Below are 15,136 nucleotides of genomic sequence, written 5' to 3'. Positions count from 1 at the left end.
GGCGCGGCGGGCGCTGTCGTACGACAGAACGCAAAGCGTCACATGATCGGGTCGGGTTCCCTGGCCAGGTCCGCCGCGCCCACGAGTCCGGCCTTGTTGCCGAGCTGGGCGGCGATCACGTCGGCCACCGGGCGCCAGTTGCCTCCGACGAGCCAGCGCTTGTACGACTTGCGGATGGGGTCGAGGACCAGTTCGCCCTCGTCCGAGAGGCCGCCGCCGACGATGAACGCGGAGGGGTCGAAGAGCGAGGCCAGGTCGGCGAGGCCGGCGCCGGCCCAGCGGGCCAGTTCGCGGTAGGAGTCCACCGCGACCGGGTCGCCCTGCCGCGCGGCCATCGAGATGTGCTTGCCCTCGATGCCGTCGGGAGAGCCGTCGCCCAGCGCCAGCAGGATCTCCGCGTGCTCGGGGGTGGCGTTGGCCCGCTGCTTCGCGTACCGCACGAGGGCGCGCCCGGAGGCGTACTGCTCCCAGCAGCCCTGCGAACCGCAGCCGCACAGCAGGCCGTCCGGCACCATCCGGATGTGGCCGAACTCGGCGGCCACGCCGAAGTGCCCGCGGCGCAGCTTGTTGCCGATGATGATGCCGCCGCCGAGGCCCGTGCCCAGCGTGATGCAGATGACGTTCCGGTGGCCCTTGCCCGCGCCGAACTTGTATTCGCCCCACGCTGCCGCGTTCGCGTCGTTCTCGACGACGACGGGCAGCCCCACGCGCGCCTCGACCTCGGCCTTGAGCGGCTCCTGCCGCCAGTCGATGTTGGGCGCGAAGTACACGGTCGAACGCTGGCGGTTCACATATCCGGCGGCACCGATGCCCACGCCGACGATCTCGTGACCGGCGCGTGCGCCCTCCACCGCAGCGGCGATGGCATCCACGATGGCCTGCGGCGTGGAGGGGGTCGGCACCTTGTGGGTCGAGAGGATGTTTCCTTCCTCGTCGACCACACCGGCCGCGATCTTCGTGCCGCCGATATCGACGCCGATGGTGAGTCCCATGAATCCCTCAGTTTCGGTCGAGCCCCGCTACGGCCAACCGTACCCGAGGGGCCTTTAGTCCAAGTCAATCCGCTCCCCCGGACCGGTTCCCTCGTCGCGAGGGCCCCCTTCCCGGGTGGTCCAGCGCCGCTCCTGGGCCTCGACGGCCGAGCGGTAGGCGGCGAGCAGCTCGGAGCCCGCGGCCGCGAGATGGTCGAAAACATCGGGATTGCGCTCTATGACCGGCTCGACGGCCGCCTTGGCCTGCTGCACGACCTGGTTGACCATCTGCTGGGCGGTGCCCGAGGCGACCGCGCCGAACAGCGGCGAGTTCAGTCCGGACAGCTTGTCGGCGACGGTGTCGACGAGCTTGCGCAGTTCCTCGGCGGCCGAGCCCGGCGGCGAGCCGTACTGGGCGCGGCGGCGGGCCTTCTCCGCCGCGAGGTCCTCGGCGCAGGCCTTCGCCCAGGCGTCGGCGTCGCCGGCGCGCACTTCGTCGGCCCTCTCCTGAGCGGCGTCGGATGTGGGGCGCTCTTCGCTCATGGCGGACTCCTGCCTACGGTTCTTCCTTTCGACGGTACCCGAACGGGGGTACGCGGTTCACCGTGTACGCGGCCACAGATCCGGGTCCGGCTCGAAACGCACCCTCAGTTCGCCCTCGCGCAGGGCGGCGCCGGCCACGGTGCAGCGGCGCAGCGCGGACGGCAGCGGCACGATCCGGCGGAACTGCCCCACGGTGACGACGAGTTCGTCGCCCCGGCGGATCAGATCCAGTTCGTCCCGTATCGCGCCGGGCAGCGGAATGTGCCACACGAGGACGCCGTCCTCGGCGAGGTGGTCGACGACGGGCCACTCGACCGGGGCGGGCGCCCGGTTGACGCCGGGCACCGGGAGCGCTGCGAGGTCGTCGGTGCCGCGCGGGTCGCGGCCGAGGTGCGGGACCTCGTGGACGGCGTACGTCTCCTGCCACTCGTCCAGTGCCTTGCGCTGCTGGGCGGCGAGGGCGCCCAGCCAGGTGTCCGTGGTGGCGGCGGGCAGCACGCGGTTCGCGAGCAACGCCTCGACGCGCAGACCGCGCAGGGCGAGGGCGGTGGTGGCGTCCCGTACGGCGTCGGTGCCGGCGGGTCCGGGCTCGGCGACCAGCCGTACGGTCGTGGCGCGGTCCCCGACGACCGCCTCGGCCGCGGCCAGCTCCAGGTCCCAGCGCGCCGCCGTCTCGTACAGCCACTCGGCGGGCATCGGGACACCCGCGAGGCGGCCGAGGACGGGGCGCAGCGCGCGGGCCGCCTGGCGCTCGGGCGGGAGCAGACGGCGCAGGTAGCGGCGGAGTTCCTCGGGGAGGGCGAGGAGGGCGAGCGCCTGCGGGGGCGGCAGGTCGGCGGGAGGTCCACGACCAGCAGGTCGTACGTGTCCGAGGTCGCCGCGTCGCGCAGGGCGCGCAGCAGGGCGAGTTCCTCGGCGCCGGGGAGGGGGGTGAGTTCCTCGGCGTCCAGGCGGGCGGCGCCGAGCAGGTCCAGGGCGGTGGTCGCGCGGTCCTGGAAGGCGGTGAGGTCCTCGCGGAAGCGCTGCGTCGCGTCGGGGCGCCAGGTGGTGAGCCGCGGCTCGGCTTCGACCGGCCTGGGCTCCGTGCGGACGCCGAGTGCGGCGCCGAGGGTGTCCGTGCGGTCCGCGGTGAGCAGGAGGGTGCGGGTGCCCTGGCGGGCGGCCTTCAGCGCGGTGGCCGCCGCGAGCGTCGTACGGCCGGTGCCGCCCTGGCCTGTGATCAGGATGGTGCGCATTGGATGAACGCTACCCGCGTCAAGCACCCCCGCCGCCCCGCCAGGGGCGCGGGGACCTGCGCGACCAGCCCCCACCGCCCCGCACCCGACACACTCCAGCCGGACGGGAATCCGGGGCAAGCCCCGGCCCAGGGGCGCGAGGAACTGCGCGACCAGCCCCCACCGGCCCGCGGACGACGCATGTCAGCCGGACGGGGATCCGGAGGCAAAGCCCCGACCCAGGGGCGCGAGGAACTGCGCGACCAGCCCCCACCGGCCCGCGGACGACGCATGTCAGCCGGACGGGGATCCGGAGGCAAAGCCCCGACCCAGGGGCGCGAGGAACTGCGCGACCAGCCCCCACCGGCCCGCGGACGACGCATGTCAGCCGGACGGGGATCCGGGGGCGAAGCCCCGGTCCGGGGGCGCGGGGAACTGCGCGAACGGCCCCCACCGGCCCGCGGACGACGCACTTCGAGGGCGGGCCGCGGAGCGGACTCAGCCCGCCTCGCCCGACTCCACCCGCTTCTTCAGACCCGCCAACGCCCGGTCGATGATGACCTTCTCGGCCTTGCGCTTGATCATGCCCAGCATGGGGATCTTGACGTCGACCGTGAGCCGGTAGGTGACCTCGGTCGCGCCGGCGCCGGCGGGCTTGAGGATGTACGAGCCGTCCAGGGAGCGCAGCATCTGCGACTTGACCAGGGTCCAGGAGACCTCGTGGTCACCGGTCCAGGTGTAGCCCAGGGTCTGGTCGTCCTTGATCGCACCGGCGTCCATGACGAGGCGTACCTGCTCGGCGCGGCCCTGCTCGTCCGCGGCGAGTACCTCGGCCTCCTTCACCTCGCCGGTCCAGTCCGGGTAGCGGGCGAAGTCGGCGATGACCGCCATGACCTCAGTCGGTGCCGCCTCGATCGTGATGCTCGAGCTGGTGTGTTCCGCCATCGCCGTGGCTCCTCCAGGTGCGGTCCGGTGAGGGAGGGTGGTGCGCACGTGTGTGCAGCGTGAAGGCTACCGCGCGCCCGCCGAACCATTGCCACCCCACCTGGCGTTCACCACATCCACGGTTCGCCGTACCCGGCGTTCACCACTCCAGGACCCATGGACGGCCCGTCGCCGCGAAGTGGCCGACGTTCACGCACTCGGTCGATCCGATCCGCATCCGGCGGGCGAGCGGCTGGTGGACATGGCCGAAGAGGGAGTAGCGGGGGCGGGTGCGGCGGATCGCGTCCAGCAGGGCGCGCGAGCCGCGTTCGAAGCGGCGCGCCACCGTGTCGTACACCAGCTCGGGCACGTCCGGCGGGATGTGTGTGCACAGCACGTCGACCTCGCCGACCGCCTCGATCTTCGCCGCGTACTCCTCGTCGCTGATCTCGTAGGGCGTGCGCATGGCGGTGCGCAGCCCCCCGCCGACGAAGCCGAAGACCCGGCCGCCGATCTCCACCCGTTCGCCGTCGAGGACGGTGGTGCCGGGTCCTGCGTACTCCGCCCACAGCGGCGGCATGTCGACATTGCCGTAGGTCGCGTACGTCGGTGTCGGGAACGCGGCGAACAGCTCGGCGTACTGCTTGCGCACCGCCTTCTCTATGACCGCGGCATGGTCCGTCCCGATCTCGTCCCACAGCCGCCGCCCGAACTCCCGCGCCTCCGCGAAGCGGCGGGCGGTGCGCAGCTCGACCAGCCGGTCGGCGTTCTCGGCGCCGAAGAGATCGGGGAAGATGCCGCGCGCGTGATCGGCGTAGTCGAGGAAGAGCACGAGGTCACCGAGACAGACCAGCGCGTCCGCGCCGTCGCCGGCCAGGGCCAGGTCACGCGCGTTGCCGTGCACGTCACTGACCACATGAATGCGCTTCCCGCGGTTACCGCCTGGTGTGGGTGCCATGACGATCAAGCGTAGGCGTGTGGGGCAAACGTGAATAGAGGCGGTCGGACCTGCGGTTACTGGCAAGTCGAGAAGAGCGTGGACTACTGTGCGTGAAGGAACGCGATCCGATGCGACGCGCCCACCTGTGTGACGCAGGGAACATCTCGCCGGGACCCTCTATCGAAACAGCCGTACCGGTGGGTAACGTCCGGGCAGTCCAGTCGTACTCAGGATTTCAACAATGATGTTCCTGGGTACCTGCCCGAGCCTTGGACCGCTCCGTCGCATCACACACCGTCGTGGCGTCGGCGCCCTATGAGGAGCAGCAGTCTTGCGCGAGTTCAGCCTTCCGGCTTTGTACGAGGTCCCTGCGGACGGAAATCTGACCGACATCGTCCGCAGAAACGCCGCGCAGCATCCCGATGTCGCCGTCATCGCCCGCAAGGTGGGCGGCACCTGGACGGACGTCACCGCCACCACCTTCCTCGCCGAGGTGCGGTCCGCGGCCAAGGGTCTGATCGCCTCGGGCGTGCAGCCCGGCGACCGGGTCGCTCTGATGTCCCGTACCCGCTACGAGTGGACACTGCTCGACTTCGCGATCTGGAGCGCGGGCGCGATCACCGTGCCGGTGTACGAGACCAGCTCGGCCGAACAGGTGCAGTGGATACTCGGTGACTCGGGCGCGAGTGCCTGCATCGTCGAGCTGGACACGCACGCGGCCTCCGTGGAGTCGGTGCGCGACCGGCTGCCCGCCCTCAAGCACCTCTGGCAGATCGAGGCCGGCGGGGTGGAGGAGCTGGGCCGCCTCGGCAAGGACGTCAGCGACGCCACCGTCGAGGAGCGCAGCTCGCTCGCCAAGGCCGACGACCCGGCGACCATCGTCTACACGAGCGGTACGACCGGCCGCCCCAAGGGCTGTGTCCTCACCCACCGTGCCTTCTTCGCGGAGTGCGGCAACATCGTGGAGCGGCTGCGCCCGCTGTTCCGTACGGGCGAGTGTTCCGTCCTCCTCTTCCTCCCGCTCGCGCATGTCTTCGGGCGGCTCGTGCAGGTCGCGCCGATGATGGCGCCGATCAAGCTGGGCTGTGTCCCGGACATCAAGCACCTCACCGACGAGCTCGCCGCGTTCCGGCCGACCCTGATCCTCGGTGTGCCGCGCGTCTTCGAGAAGGTCTACAACTCGGCGCGCGCCAAGGCGCAGGCGGACGGCAAGGGCAAGATCTTCGACAAGGCGGCGGACACGGCGATCGCCTACAGCCGCGCCCTGGACACCCCCTCCGGCCCGTCCCTCGGCCTGAAGATCAAGTACAAGACGTTCGACAAGCTCGTCTACAGCAAGCTGCGCGCGGTGCTGGGCGGTCGCGGCGAGTACGCGATCTCCGGCGGCGCCCCGCTCGGCGAGCGCCTGGGCCACTTCTTCCGCGGCATCGGCTTCACGGTCCTGGAGGGCTACGGCCTCACCGAGTCCTGCGCGGCCACCGCCTTCAACCCCTGGGACCGTACGAAGATCGGTACGGTCGGCCAGCCGCTGCCCGGCTCCGTGATCCGGATCGCGGACGACGGCGAGGTGCTGCTGCACGGCGAGCACCTGTTCAAGGAGTACTGGAACAACGAGGCCGCGACCGCCGAGGCGCTCGCGGACGGCTGGTTCCACACGGGTGACATCGGCACCCTCGACGAGGACGGCTACCTCCGTATCACCGGCCGCAAGAAGGAGATCATCGTCACCGCGGGCGGCAAGAACGTCGCCCCGGCCGTGATCGAGGACCGCATCCGCGCGCACGCGCTGGTCGCGGAGTGCATGGTGGTCGGCGACGGGCGCCCGTTCATCGGCGCGCTGGTCACCGTCGACGAGGAGTTCCTGGGCCGCTGGGCCGAGGAGCACGGCAAGCCGGCGGGCTCCACCGCGGCGTCGCTGCGCGAGGACCCGGATCTGATCGCTGCGATCCAGGACGCGGTCGACGACGGCAACGCCGCGGTGTCGAAGGCGGAATCGGTGCGGAAGTTCCGCATTCTGTCCTCCCAGTTCTCGGAGGAGTCGGGCCACCTCACGCCGTCCCTGAAGCTCAAGCGCAATGTGGTGGCGAAGGACTACGCGGACGAGATCGAGGCCATCTACCGGGGCTGAACCCCCCTCCTTCGCGTGCCCCCGCGCGAAACCCTCATGGCGCGGTGTCCTCGGCGAGGATCCGCGCCATGCCGCGTTCCGCGAGCGCGGTGATCGTCAGGAACGGGTTCACCCCGATCGAACCCGGCACGAGCGAGCCGTCGGTGATGTACAGGTGCGGGTAGCCCTTCACGCGGCCGTAGCTGTCCGTGGCCCTGCCCAGCACGCAGCCGCCCAGCGGGTGGTAGCAGAAGTCGTCGGCGAAGGTCTTGTTGTTGCCGAAGAGGTCGTAGCGGTAGATCGTCGCGTTGGCCGAGTTGATCCGGTCGAAGAGCTTCTTGGCCATGCTCACGGAGACCGCGCTCTGCGCCGCGGTCCAGCCGAGCTTGGCGGAGTCCGTCGCCGCGTCGTACGTGAAGGACGCGCGCTCCGGGTTCTTGGTGATCGCGAGGTAGAGGCTGATCCAGGTCTCCAACCCGGTGGGTATCGGGGCGATTTCGGCGAAGACGGGGTTGGCGGTGTTGGCCCAGTCGTCGATGCCCATGACGGGCATGGTCGCCTGGTTGGCCCCGACGGTGTCCCAGATGTGGTTGGCGCGGCCGGTCATCACATTGCCGTTGGTGCCCCAGCCGGTGCCGACGCTCGCGTCCAGGGCGGGCAGCGTGCCCGTCTCCCGGGCCCGGACGAGGAGTTCGGTGGTGCCGAGGCTGCCGCCGCCCAGGAAGAGGTACGTACAGCTGTACTGCTTGGTCTCCACGACCGCGCCGGTGGTGTCGATCCGGTCGGCCGTCAGGGTGTACGAGCCGTCCGCGGCCCGGCTGATCCTCCGGACCTTCTCCAGGGTGTGGATGGTGACGTTGCCGGTGCCGAGCGCGGCGGCGAGATAGGTCTTGTCGAGGCTCTTCTTGCCGTAGTTGTTGCCATAGATGACCTCGCCCGCGAGCGCCGACTTGGTGGCGGTGCCGGCGGCCTCGCGCTGCATGTAGGCGAAGTCGTAGACGTTCGGGACGAAGGTGGTCTTCAGGCCGGCGGTGGTGGCGCTCTTACGGGCGGTACGGGTGAACTGGTACCACTCCGTGGACTCGAACCAGGTGGGGTCGACCGTGTTGACGCCGAGCATGGTGCGGGCGCGCGGGAAGTAGGTGTTGTACATCTCGGTGGCGTCCACGGTGGGGAACTGCTCCGAGAAGTACGACTGGAGGGGTGTGACGGCCATTCCGCCGTTGACCAGCGAGCCGCCGCCGACGCCCCGGCCGACGTACACCGACATGTTGTCGTAGTGGACCCGGTCCAGGACTCCGGGGTAGCGGCTGATGTCCTTGTTGACGACGTCCAGCCAGAGGAAGGTGGCGAGCGGGGCCTCGGTGCGGGTGCGGAACCACATCGAGCGCTCGTCGGGGTTGATGGTGGAGCAGAAGACCTTGCCGTCGGAGCCGGCGGTGTTCCAGAGCTTGCCCATCTCGATGACGAGCGTGCGGATGCCGGCCTGGCCGAGGCGGAGGGCGGCCACGGCGGCGCCGTAGCCCGATCCGATGACGATCGCGGGTGCCGTGTCGACCGCGGCGGGTTCGGCGGCGTGGGCGGACTGGAGACCGACGCGGGTGAGGCCGGCCGCGGCGGCCGTCTGGAGGGCGACCATGCCGAGGATTTGGCGTCTCGTCAGGTGACGGTTTGTCAGCTGACGGTTACTCATCTGATGATGAGTCAGTTTTTCTGTCATGAGCGCAGCATCGGCGGATTATTGGCTTCCGCCTAGGGGTTCTGCCGGAATTTCAGGGGGCGTCGCGGTGGGTGCGACGGGCGCGGGGCGGTTGTGGCTGATTGCGCAGTTCCCCGCGCCCCTTGTCGGGGTGGTGCGTCGGGTGCGGGTGCTTCGTGGCTGGGCGCGCGGTTCCCCGCGCCCCTTGAAGGGGCGCTGCAGTCCCCCCCCAGGCACATTCCCCCCTGCAACCCCTAGAGCAGCTCCTTCAGGCGGTCCGCCAGGAGGTCCCAGCGCCATTTCTCCTCCACCCACTCCCGTCCCCGTTCGCCCATGCGACGGCGGAGTTCGGAGTCGCCGAGGAGGGTGATGACGCGGTCGGCCGAGTCGTCGGGGGAGTCGCCGCGGACGACCCAGCCCGTTTCGCCGTCCAGGACCGCGTCGGGGGCGCCCCCCGAGTCGCCGGCGACGACCGGAAGGCCGGTCGCGGACGCCTCCAGGTACACGATGCCGAGGCCCTCCACGTCCAGGCCCCCGCGGCGCGTGCGGCAGGGCATCGCGAAGACGTCCCCCGCGCCGTAGTGGGCCGGCAGCTCCGACCAGGGGACCGCGCCGGTGAAGCGGACCGCGTCGGCGACCCCGGTGTCGTACGCGAGCTTGCGCAGCTCCCTCTCGTACGGCCCGCCGCCGACGATCAGCAGCACCGCCTCCGGCTCCTTGGCGAGGATGCGGGGCATGGCGAGGATCAGCGTGTCCTGGCCCTTGCGCGGGACCAGACGGGAGACACAGACCACCACCGGGCGGTCGGTGAGGCCGAGGCGGGCGCGGACCTCGCCGCCGCCCGAGCCGGGGTGGAAGGTCTTCTCGTCGACCCCCGGAGGCAGCTGGACCATGCGGGAGGCGGCCTCGGGCGTCAGCGCGGACGCGATCCGCGAGCGGGTGTACTCGCCGAGGTAGGTGATCGTGTCCGTGGACTCGCCGATACGACGCAGCAGCCGGCGTGCGGCGGGCAGCTGGGCCCAGCCGGCCTCGTGACCGTGCGTGGTGGCCACCAGCCGCTCGGCGCCCGCCCTGCGCAGCGCGGGCGCCATCAGGCCGAGCGGGGCCGCCGCCCCGAACCACACCGACGTACAGCCGTGTTCGCGCAGCAGCCCGACGGCGCGCCGGGTGGCGCCCGGTGTCGGCAGCAGCATCGTCGTGCTGTCCCGGACGACCGTGAAGGGCTGCTCGGCGTCGAAGGCGGCCGTCGCCAGGGCGCCCTCGCGGCCGCGCTTCCAGGTGGAGGCGTGGACGACGAACCGCTCGGGGTCCAGACGCAGCGCCATGTTGTGCAGGAACGCCTGGATGCCGCCGGGCCGGGGCGGGAAGTCGTTGGTCACGATCAGAGTCTTGTGCATCGCGCCCGACACTACCGAAACCGGCGCGTCCCCACGCGGGCGGTACGGACGGGATGCGGCGGTACGGACAGGAGGCGGGCGGTACGGACGGGCGAAGCCGGGTCCGGCCGGTACGCACCCTGCCGTACGGCCGTGCTTCATGGCCCTCCCACAGTCCGGCGCGTCATCATGTTTCCGCACAACCGGACAAGCACCGGACAAAGGCACCGGACGAAGCGTCCGACGAAGCACCCGACGAACGAGGGCAGGGCCAGGTGGGCATGACGGGCACACGGGGGGAGAGGTTCCCGTACGCGCTGCTGGGGATCTGGGGCCTGACCAGGCTGGTGCTGCTGCTCTTCGTCTTCAAGGTGCTGGTCTTCCCGGGCCCGGACGTCACGAGCGACGTCTCCGTGATCTACCAGGGCTGGTACGAGATCCTGCGCACCGGCACCTTCCCGCTCGACGACGTCACCTGGCAGTACCCGCCGGCCGCGTCGCTCGCGATCCTCTCCCCCGCGCTGCTGCCCTTCCTCGACTACGCGCAGGCCTTCTTCGTGCTGGCCTTCCTCGCCGACCTGGCGGTCTTCGCGCTGCTCCGGTACGCCGGCACACGCCCGGGCAAGACCCCGCGCGGCACCTGGGTGTGGGTGATCGGTGTCCCGCTGCTCGGACCGACCGTCTACGCCCGTTACGACGTGATGGTGACGGCCGTGGCGGTCGCGGCGCTCCTCGCCGGGGCCCGCCATCCGCGCGTGATGGGGGCGCTCGCGGGCTTCGGGGCGCTGGTGAAGGTCTGGCCCGTGCTGCTGCTCGTCGGGGCCGTGAAGCGCCGTGCGTGGGCCGCGGCGGCGGTCACCGCCGGCTCGATCGCGCTGCTCTTCGGGCTGGCGATGCCCGGCGCCTTCTCCTTCCTGACCTTCCAGCGCGACCGCGGTACCGAGGTGGAGTCGCTGGGCTCCCTCGTCTTCCACGTGGCCCGGCACTTCGGCTGGGACGGTCAGGTGCTGCTCAACTACGGCTCGGTGGAGTTCCTGGGCCCCCATGTCGACGTGGTGAGCGCGGCGGCTCTGACCCTCACCGGGCTCGCGTTCGCCTGGCTGCTGCTGTGGCGGCTGAGCGCCAAGCGGTTCCGGGCGCACACACTCGCCGACGCCGCGTTCGTGGCGGTGCTCATGTTCACGGCCACCAGCCGGGTCATCAGCCCGCAGTACATGGTGTGGCTGGTCGGGATCGGCGCGGTCTGTCTGTGCTTCCGGGGCAGCCGGATGACGGTGCCGGTCTGCCTGGTGCTGGCCGCGTGCGGCGCCACCGTCCTGGAGTTCCCGGTCTGGTTCTCGCACGTCGTCGCCGGCGACTGGCTGGGCGTCACCCTGCTCTTCCTGCGCAACGGCCTGCTGGTGGTCGCCGCGCTGCTCGCCGCCCTCGAACTGTGGTGGGGCACCGTGTCCCACCCGGCCCCGGCCCTGCCCGCTCAGGCCGCCCGCAGCAAGGAGACCCTGAGGTCCTCCTGACACCGGGCCCACCACCCCGGAGACGAGCACGGCTGCCGGGCGGCGGCGGCCGAGGAATCAGCCGAGCTGCGCCTTCAGGTAGGCCCGCCACTGCTCGGTGAACGTGTCCGGTGTCGTGTGCAGTACGTCCCGCAGCGCGCCCTCGACGGCCCCGGCCCGCTTCCCGTGGTCGCCGACGGCCCGGTAGAAGTCGTTCAGCCGGACCTCGCCCCAGCGGTCGGCGATCAGCCGGCAGGCCATCCAGCCGCCCTCGTACGCCCGCGCCAGCTGCGCCGCGTCCCCGGTGAACCCGAAGTCCTCGTCGTCCGGCAGGGCGGCCGGCACCCGCCCGTCCAGCACGGCCCGGTCCAGCTCCGGCGCCACCTGGGGCGCCGCCCGACCGCTGCCGCGGTAGCCGACCCAGTCCGCGTACCCCTCGGACAGCCACAGGGGCGTGGCCGCGGTGGTGTGGGCGCGGGAGGCGACGTGCGTCGCCTCGTGGGTGAGCACGACCTGCTTGCCGAAGTCGCCGAGGACGCCGTACGCCTCGGGGTTGACGATGATCCGGTCCGCGGGCGCCTTCGCGGAGCCGCCCGCCTCCCCGGTGGTGACCGCCGCGATCCCCCGGTAGCCGGACGCGGGCGCGCCGAGCAGCCCCGCCATGCCCTCCAGCGACTTCGGTACGAGCACGACGACGTGCCCCGACCAGTCCGTGCCCCAGGCCGACGACACGGCGGGCACGGCGTGGTCCGCGAGGGCGGCGTACGCGCGCAGGCTCTCGCCGGACTGCCCGACCCCCAGGACCAGGCTGTGCGTGCCCCGTACGACCGTCACCGCCCCCTGCTCCCACAACTGCTGGCCGGCCTTCTCGGCGGGCTTGTCGGAGGCGACGCGCCAGGTGCCGCCGCCGCGTACCAGGCGCAGGGTGCGGGCGGCGGTGACGGGCGCCCTGTCGTAGCCCTGGATGCGGTAGCGCAGCTCGGCCCGGGCGGTGGCCCGGTCACCGGAGCGGTGCAGGTCCGTCAGACGGTAGGACCAGGCGGCCAGCGGGACGGCACGCAGCCGCGTGAACTCCACGACCGGGCCGGACGGCTCCTCGGTGGCCCGGTACGCGGACTCGTCCCGGTCCAGGACCGCGGCGGCCCGCCGGTCGAGGACCCGCTGCACCTCGGCGGACGCGGTGCCCGACACCGGCTGCCCGCCACAGCCGGACAGCACCGCGACCAGCAGCACCAGGGAACACAGCAGCGCACTCCCCGCCCGCGACGCACGCCCTCGACCAGCCACGTTCCCGATCGTACGGGCCCCGGACCGGGCGGTCAGACCCTCGTCACGGAGGAGACCGGCATCATGCCCACCGGGTCGTAGCGCACCGGCGCGCCCGGATACGGCGCGTGGATCACCTGCCCGTTGCCCACGTACATCGCGACATGGCTGGCGTCGGACCGGTAGGTGACCAGGTCACCGGGCTGCGCCTGGGAGAGCGGCACCTGCCGCCCGGCGTACCGCTGTTCCTGCGAGGTGCGCGGCAGACCGACCCCGGCCTGCCCGTACGACCACTGCATGAGGCCCGAACAGTCGAAGCCGCCGGGCCCGTTGGCGCCCCACACATACGGGCGGCCGAGCGCGGAGCGGGCCGCGGCGAGGGCGGCGGCCGCGCGGCCCGAGGCGGGAGCGGCGCTGCCGAGCTCGGGGATCCCGGAGCGTCCCGAGCGGGAGGTCCGGTCGTAGGCGGCGCGCTCGGCGGACGGCAGCGAGTTGAGCAGATGCCGGGCCTTGGCCAGTTTTCGCTCCACGGTCCGCTTGTGCTGGGCGACGGCCCTCGTGCTCTTCTCCAGCTCGGCGAGTTTGACGGTCGCCTCCTCGCGCTCCTGGGCGAGGTCGCGCATGGCGAGCTGGAGGTCCTTGAGTTCGCCTGCCTGGTGGACGTTGATCCGGTCGAGCGCGGCGGCCTTGTCGAGGTACTCGGCGGGGTCGTCGGAGAAGAGCAGCGCCAGGGAGGGGTCGAGGCCGCCCGCCCGGTACTGCGCCCCGGCGAGCGAACCGAGCGCGTCCCGCATGGTGTTGATGCGCTCCTGCTGCCGGGCGATCCGGTCCTGCGCCGTGCTCACCTCCTTGCGCAGCACGTCGGCGTGTTCGTCGGCCTTGTTGAACGCCTCGGTGGCCTTCTCCGCCTGGGTGTACAGGCGGTCGACCTCGGCCCGGGTGTCGTCCTGCGGTGCTGCGGCGGCCGGTACGGCCCCGAGGGCGGCGGCCGCGACGGACACCAGCCCTACGACCCCGACGACCCCTACGACTCTGACGGCGATGCCCGCGATGCCGGCGGCGCTGGCGCCCCGGTCGAACCCGGACGGTGGACGGCGGCGATGGGACCCCACGAGTAGCCGCTCTCCCTTCCGCTGGCGGTCCCCCGGAGTTGGGGGAAACGCCGCAGACAGTAGCCGTGCGACTACGCACCGGCCAAAGACCCGCGCGGGTGCACAACACTGCGCCCCGCCGGAGACGCAGGTCACCGACGGGGCGTGGGGTCAGCGGGAGTTATCGCGATTCGCCCGTTCGGGCGGCGTGGCGAGGCGGACTTCGGAGGGTTCGGGGAGCCGGATCAGACCCGGACGCCGAACTGGAACGCTCCGCCGATGGTGCTCATCGACTCGTAGCGCACGACCGTCCCGGTGCGCGGGGCGTGCAGCACCTGGCCGTTGCCCGCGTAGAGACCGACGTGGTGCAGGTCGCCGAAGAAGAACACCAGGTCGCCGACCTGCAGATCGCTCTGCGAGTAGATGCGGGTGCCGGTGTTGGCCTGCGACTCCGAGGTGCGGGGGATGGAGACACCGGCCTGGGCGTACGCCCAGGAGGTGAAGCCGGAGCAGTCGAAGGAGCTGGGGCCGGAGGCGCCGTAGACGTAGGGCGTGCCGATCTTGCTCTGGCCGGCCGCGAACGCGGCGCCGGCCCGACCTGAGGCCGGCGTGCCGGAACCGTTGAGGACGGTGCGCTCGCTGGCGCGGGTGGCGCGGGACTGCGCCGCGTCGAGGTCCGCCTTCTCCTTGGCCGTCAGGGAGTTGAGGAGTTCCCGCGCCGCGGCGAGCTTGCCCTGGACTTCCTGCTTCTTCTTCTTGAGTTCCGCACGGGTGGAGGAGAGGTCCTTCAGCTTCGCCGAGGCTTCCTGGCGCTGCTGGGCGATCTCGCGCTGCTTCGCCTGGACCTTCTTCAGCGCCTCGACCTGCTGACCGCTCAGCTGGTCCATCGTGGACGCCTTGTCGAGGTAGTCGTCCGGGTCCGAGGAGAGGAAGAGCGCCACGGAGGGGTCGATGCCGCCGGTGCGGTACTGGGCGCTGGCCATCGAACCGAGGCCGTCGCGCAGGGCGTTGAGCTCGTCCTGACCGCGGGCCACGTTGTCCTGCAGGGCGCTGATCTGCTTCTCCAGCTTGTCCTGCTTCTCCTGGGCGCCGTCCAGCGCCTCGGTGGCCTGCTCGGTCTCCTCGTAGAGCTTGTCGACCTTGGACTTGACCTCGTCCTTGCTCGGCTTCTCGCTGGGTGCGGCGTTGGCGGCGTTGGCGCTGAGGACAACGGCAGCGGCTGCGGCGGTGGTGAGCACGGTCACACGGGTGCGGCTCGGCTGCTTGGGTCGACGGTGGGACGCCACGAAGGCGAGCTCCTTCTTCCTCCAGCCGCCTGCCGAAACGCCGACGGGCGGTGTCCCCCCGCCGTCACTCCCAATGAGCGATCACCCGAGCGGAGGTTCGAGCCCAGACCCTAGTGACCCTCCTGTGATCAGTTCAAATCCAAACCTGAAAATTCTTTGTCACCGAGCGCATTCTTTACACTCAACTCACATGCAGTGATGTGAAGCTGACGCTACGTTGCGTGAA

11 protein-coding genes and 1 pseudogene are annotated in these 15,136 nt (G+C 71.4%); 2 read left to right on the top strand and 10 right to left on the bottom strand.

The window, feature by feature from the left end; translation table 11 throughout:
- Positions 1–38 precede the first annotated feature (38 nt).
- The 5 genes and pseudogenes from RV986_RS37950 to RV986_RS37930 form a co-directional block, all read right to left on the bottom strand.
- Complete coding sequence (locus RV986_RS37950; protein WP_475921701.1) at positions 39–992, bottom strand: ROK family glucokinase; 954 nt, start codon at positions 990–992, stop codon at positions 39–41.
- 54 nt (positions 993–1,046) lie between these two features.
- The gene (locus RV986_RS37945) at positions 1,047–1,514 is read right to left on the bottom strand and encodes a DUF5304 domain-containing protein (protein ID WP_475921700.1); all 468 of its coding nucleotides are present in this window, start codon (positions 1,512–1,514) and stop codon (positions 1,047–1,049) included.
- Positions 1,515–1,571: 57 nt separating this feature from the next.
- Positions 1,572–2,749, bottom strand: a pseudogene (locus RV986_RS37940) (ArsA family ATPase).
- 477 nt (positions 2,750–3,226) lie between these two features.
- Positions 3,227–3,673 (bottom strand): SRPBCC family protein, encoded by a 447-nt coding sequence (locus RV986_RS37935; protein ID WP_475921699.1) that lies wholly within the window; start codon positions 3,671–3,673, stop codon positions 3,227–3,229.
- Positions 3,674–3,812: 139 nt separating this feature from the next.
- Entirely contained in the window at positions 3,813–4,610 is a 798-nt protein-coding gene (locus tag RV986_RS37930; RefSeq protein ID WP_475921698.1) for a metallophosphoesterase family protein, read from the bottom strand.
- 313 nt (positions 4,611–4,923) lie between these two features.
- Here RV986_RS37930 and RV986_RS37925 point away from each other — a divergent pair, with 313 nt between their 5' ends.
- The gene (locus RV986_RS37925; RefSeq protein WP_475921697.1) at positions 4,924–6,720 is read left to right on the top strand and encodes an AMP-dependent synthetase/ligase; all 1,797 of its coding nucleotides are present in this window, start codon (positions 4,924–4,926) and stop codon (positions 6,718–6,720) included.
- Positions 6,721–6,754: 34 nt separating this feature from the next.
- On the opposite strand, the gene RV986_RS37920 is transcribed toward RV986_RS37925, so the two are convergent.
- The gene (locus RV986_RS37920; protein ID WP_475921696.1) at positions 6,755–8,419 is read right to left on the bottom strand and encodes a GMC oxidoreductase; all 1,665 of its coding nucleotides are present in this window, start codon (positions 8,417–8,419) and stop codon (positions 6,755–6,757) included.
- 233 nt (positions 8,420–8,652) lie between these two features.
- A complete protein-coding gene (locus RV986_RS37915) occupies positions 8,653–9,795 on the bottom strand; it encodes a glycosyltransferase family 4 protein (protein WP_475921695.1) in 1,143 nt (380 codons plus the stop codon).
- A 260-nt stretch (positions 9,796–10,055) separates the two neighbouring features.
- Between RV986_RS37915 and RV986_RS37910 the strand changes: the two genes are divergently transcribed.
- Positions 10,056–11,288, top strand: coding sequence for a glycosyltransferase 87 family protein (locus RV986_RS37910; protein ID WP_475921694.1), 1,233 nt, complete (start codon positions 10,056–10,058; stop codon positions 11,286–11,288).
- Positions 11,289–11,345: 57 nt separating this feature from the next.
- On the opposite strand, the gene RV986_RS37905 is transcribed toward RV986_RS37910, so the two are convergent.
- The 3 genes from RV986_RS37905 to RV986_RS37895 form a co-directional block, all read right to left on the bottom strand.
- On the bottom strand, positions 11,346–12,554 hold the full coding sequence (locus RV986_RS37905; protein ID WP_475921693.1) for a hypothetical protein: 1,209 nt from the start codon (positions 12,552–12,554) through the stop codon (positions 11,346–11,348).
- Positions 12,555–12,586: 32 nt separating this feature from the next.
- A complete protein-coding gene (locus RV986_RS37900) occupies positions 12,587–13,645 on the bottom strand; it encodes a C40 family peptidase (protein WP_475921692.1) in 1,059 nt (352 codons plus the stop codon).
- A 224-nt stretch (positions 13,646–13,869) separates the two neighbouring features.
- A complete protein-coding gene (locus RV986_RS37895; protein WP_475921691.1) occupies positions 13,870–14,910 on the bottom strand; it encodes a C40 family peptidase in 1,041 nt (346 codons plus the stop codon).
- Positions 14,911–15,136 lie beyond the last annotated feature (226 nt).

The sequence above is a fragment of the Streptomyces sp. RLA012 genome (assembly GCF_056270325.1).
This window is presented reverse-complemented; position numbering and strand designations above follow the sequence as displayed.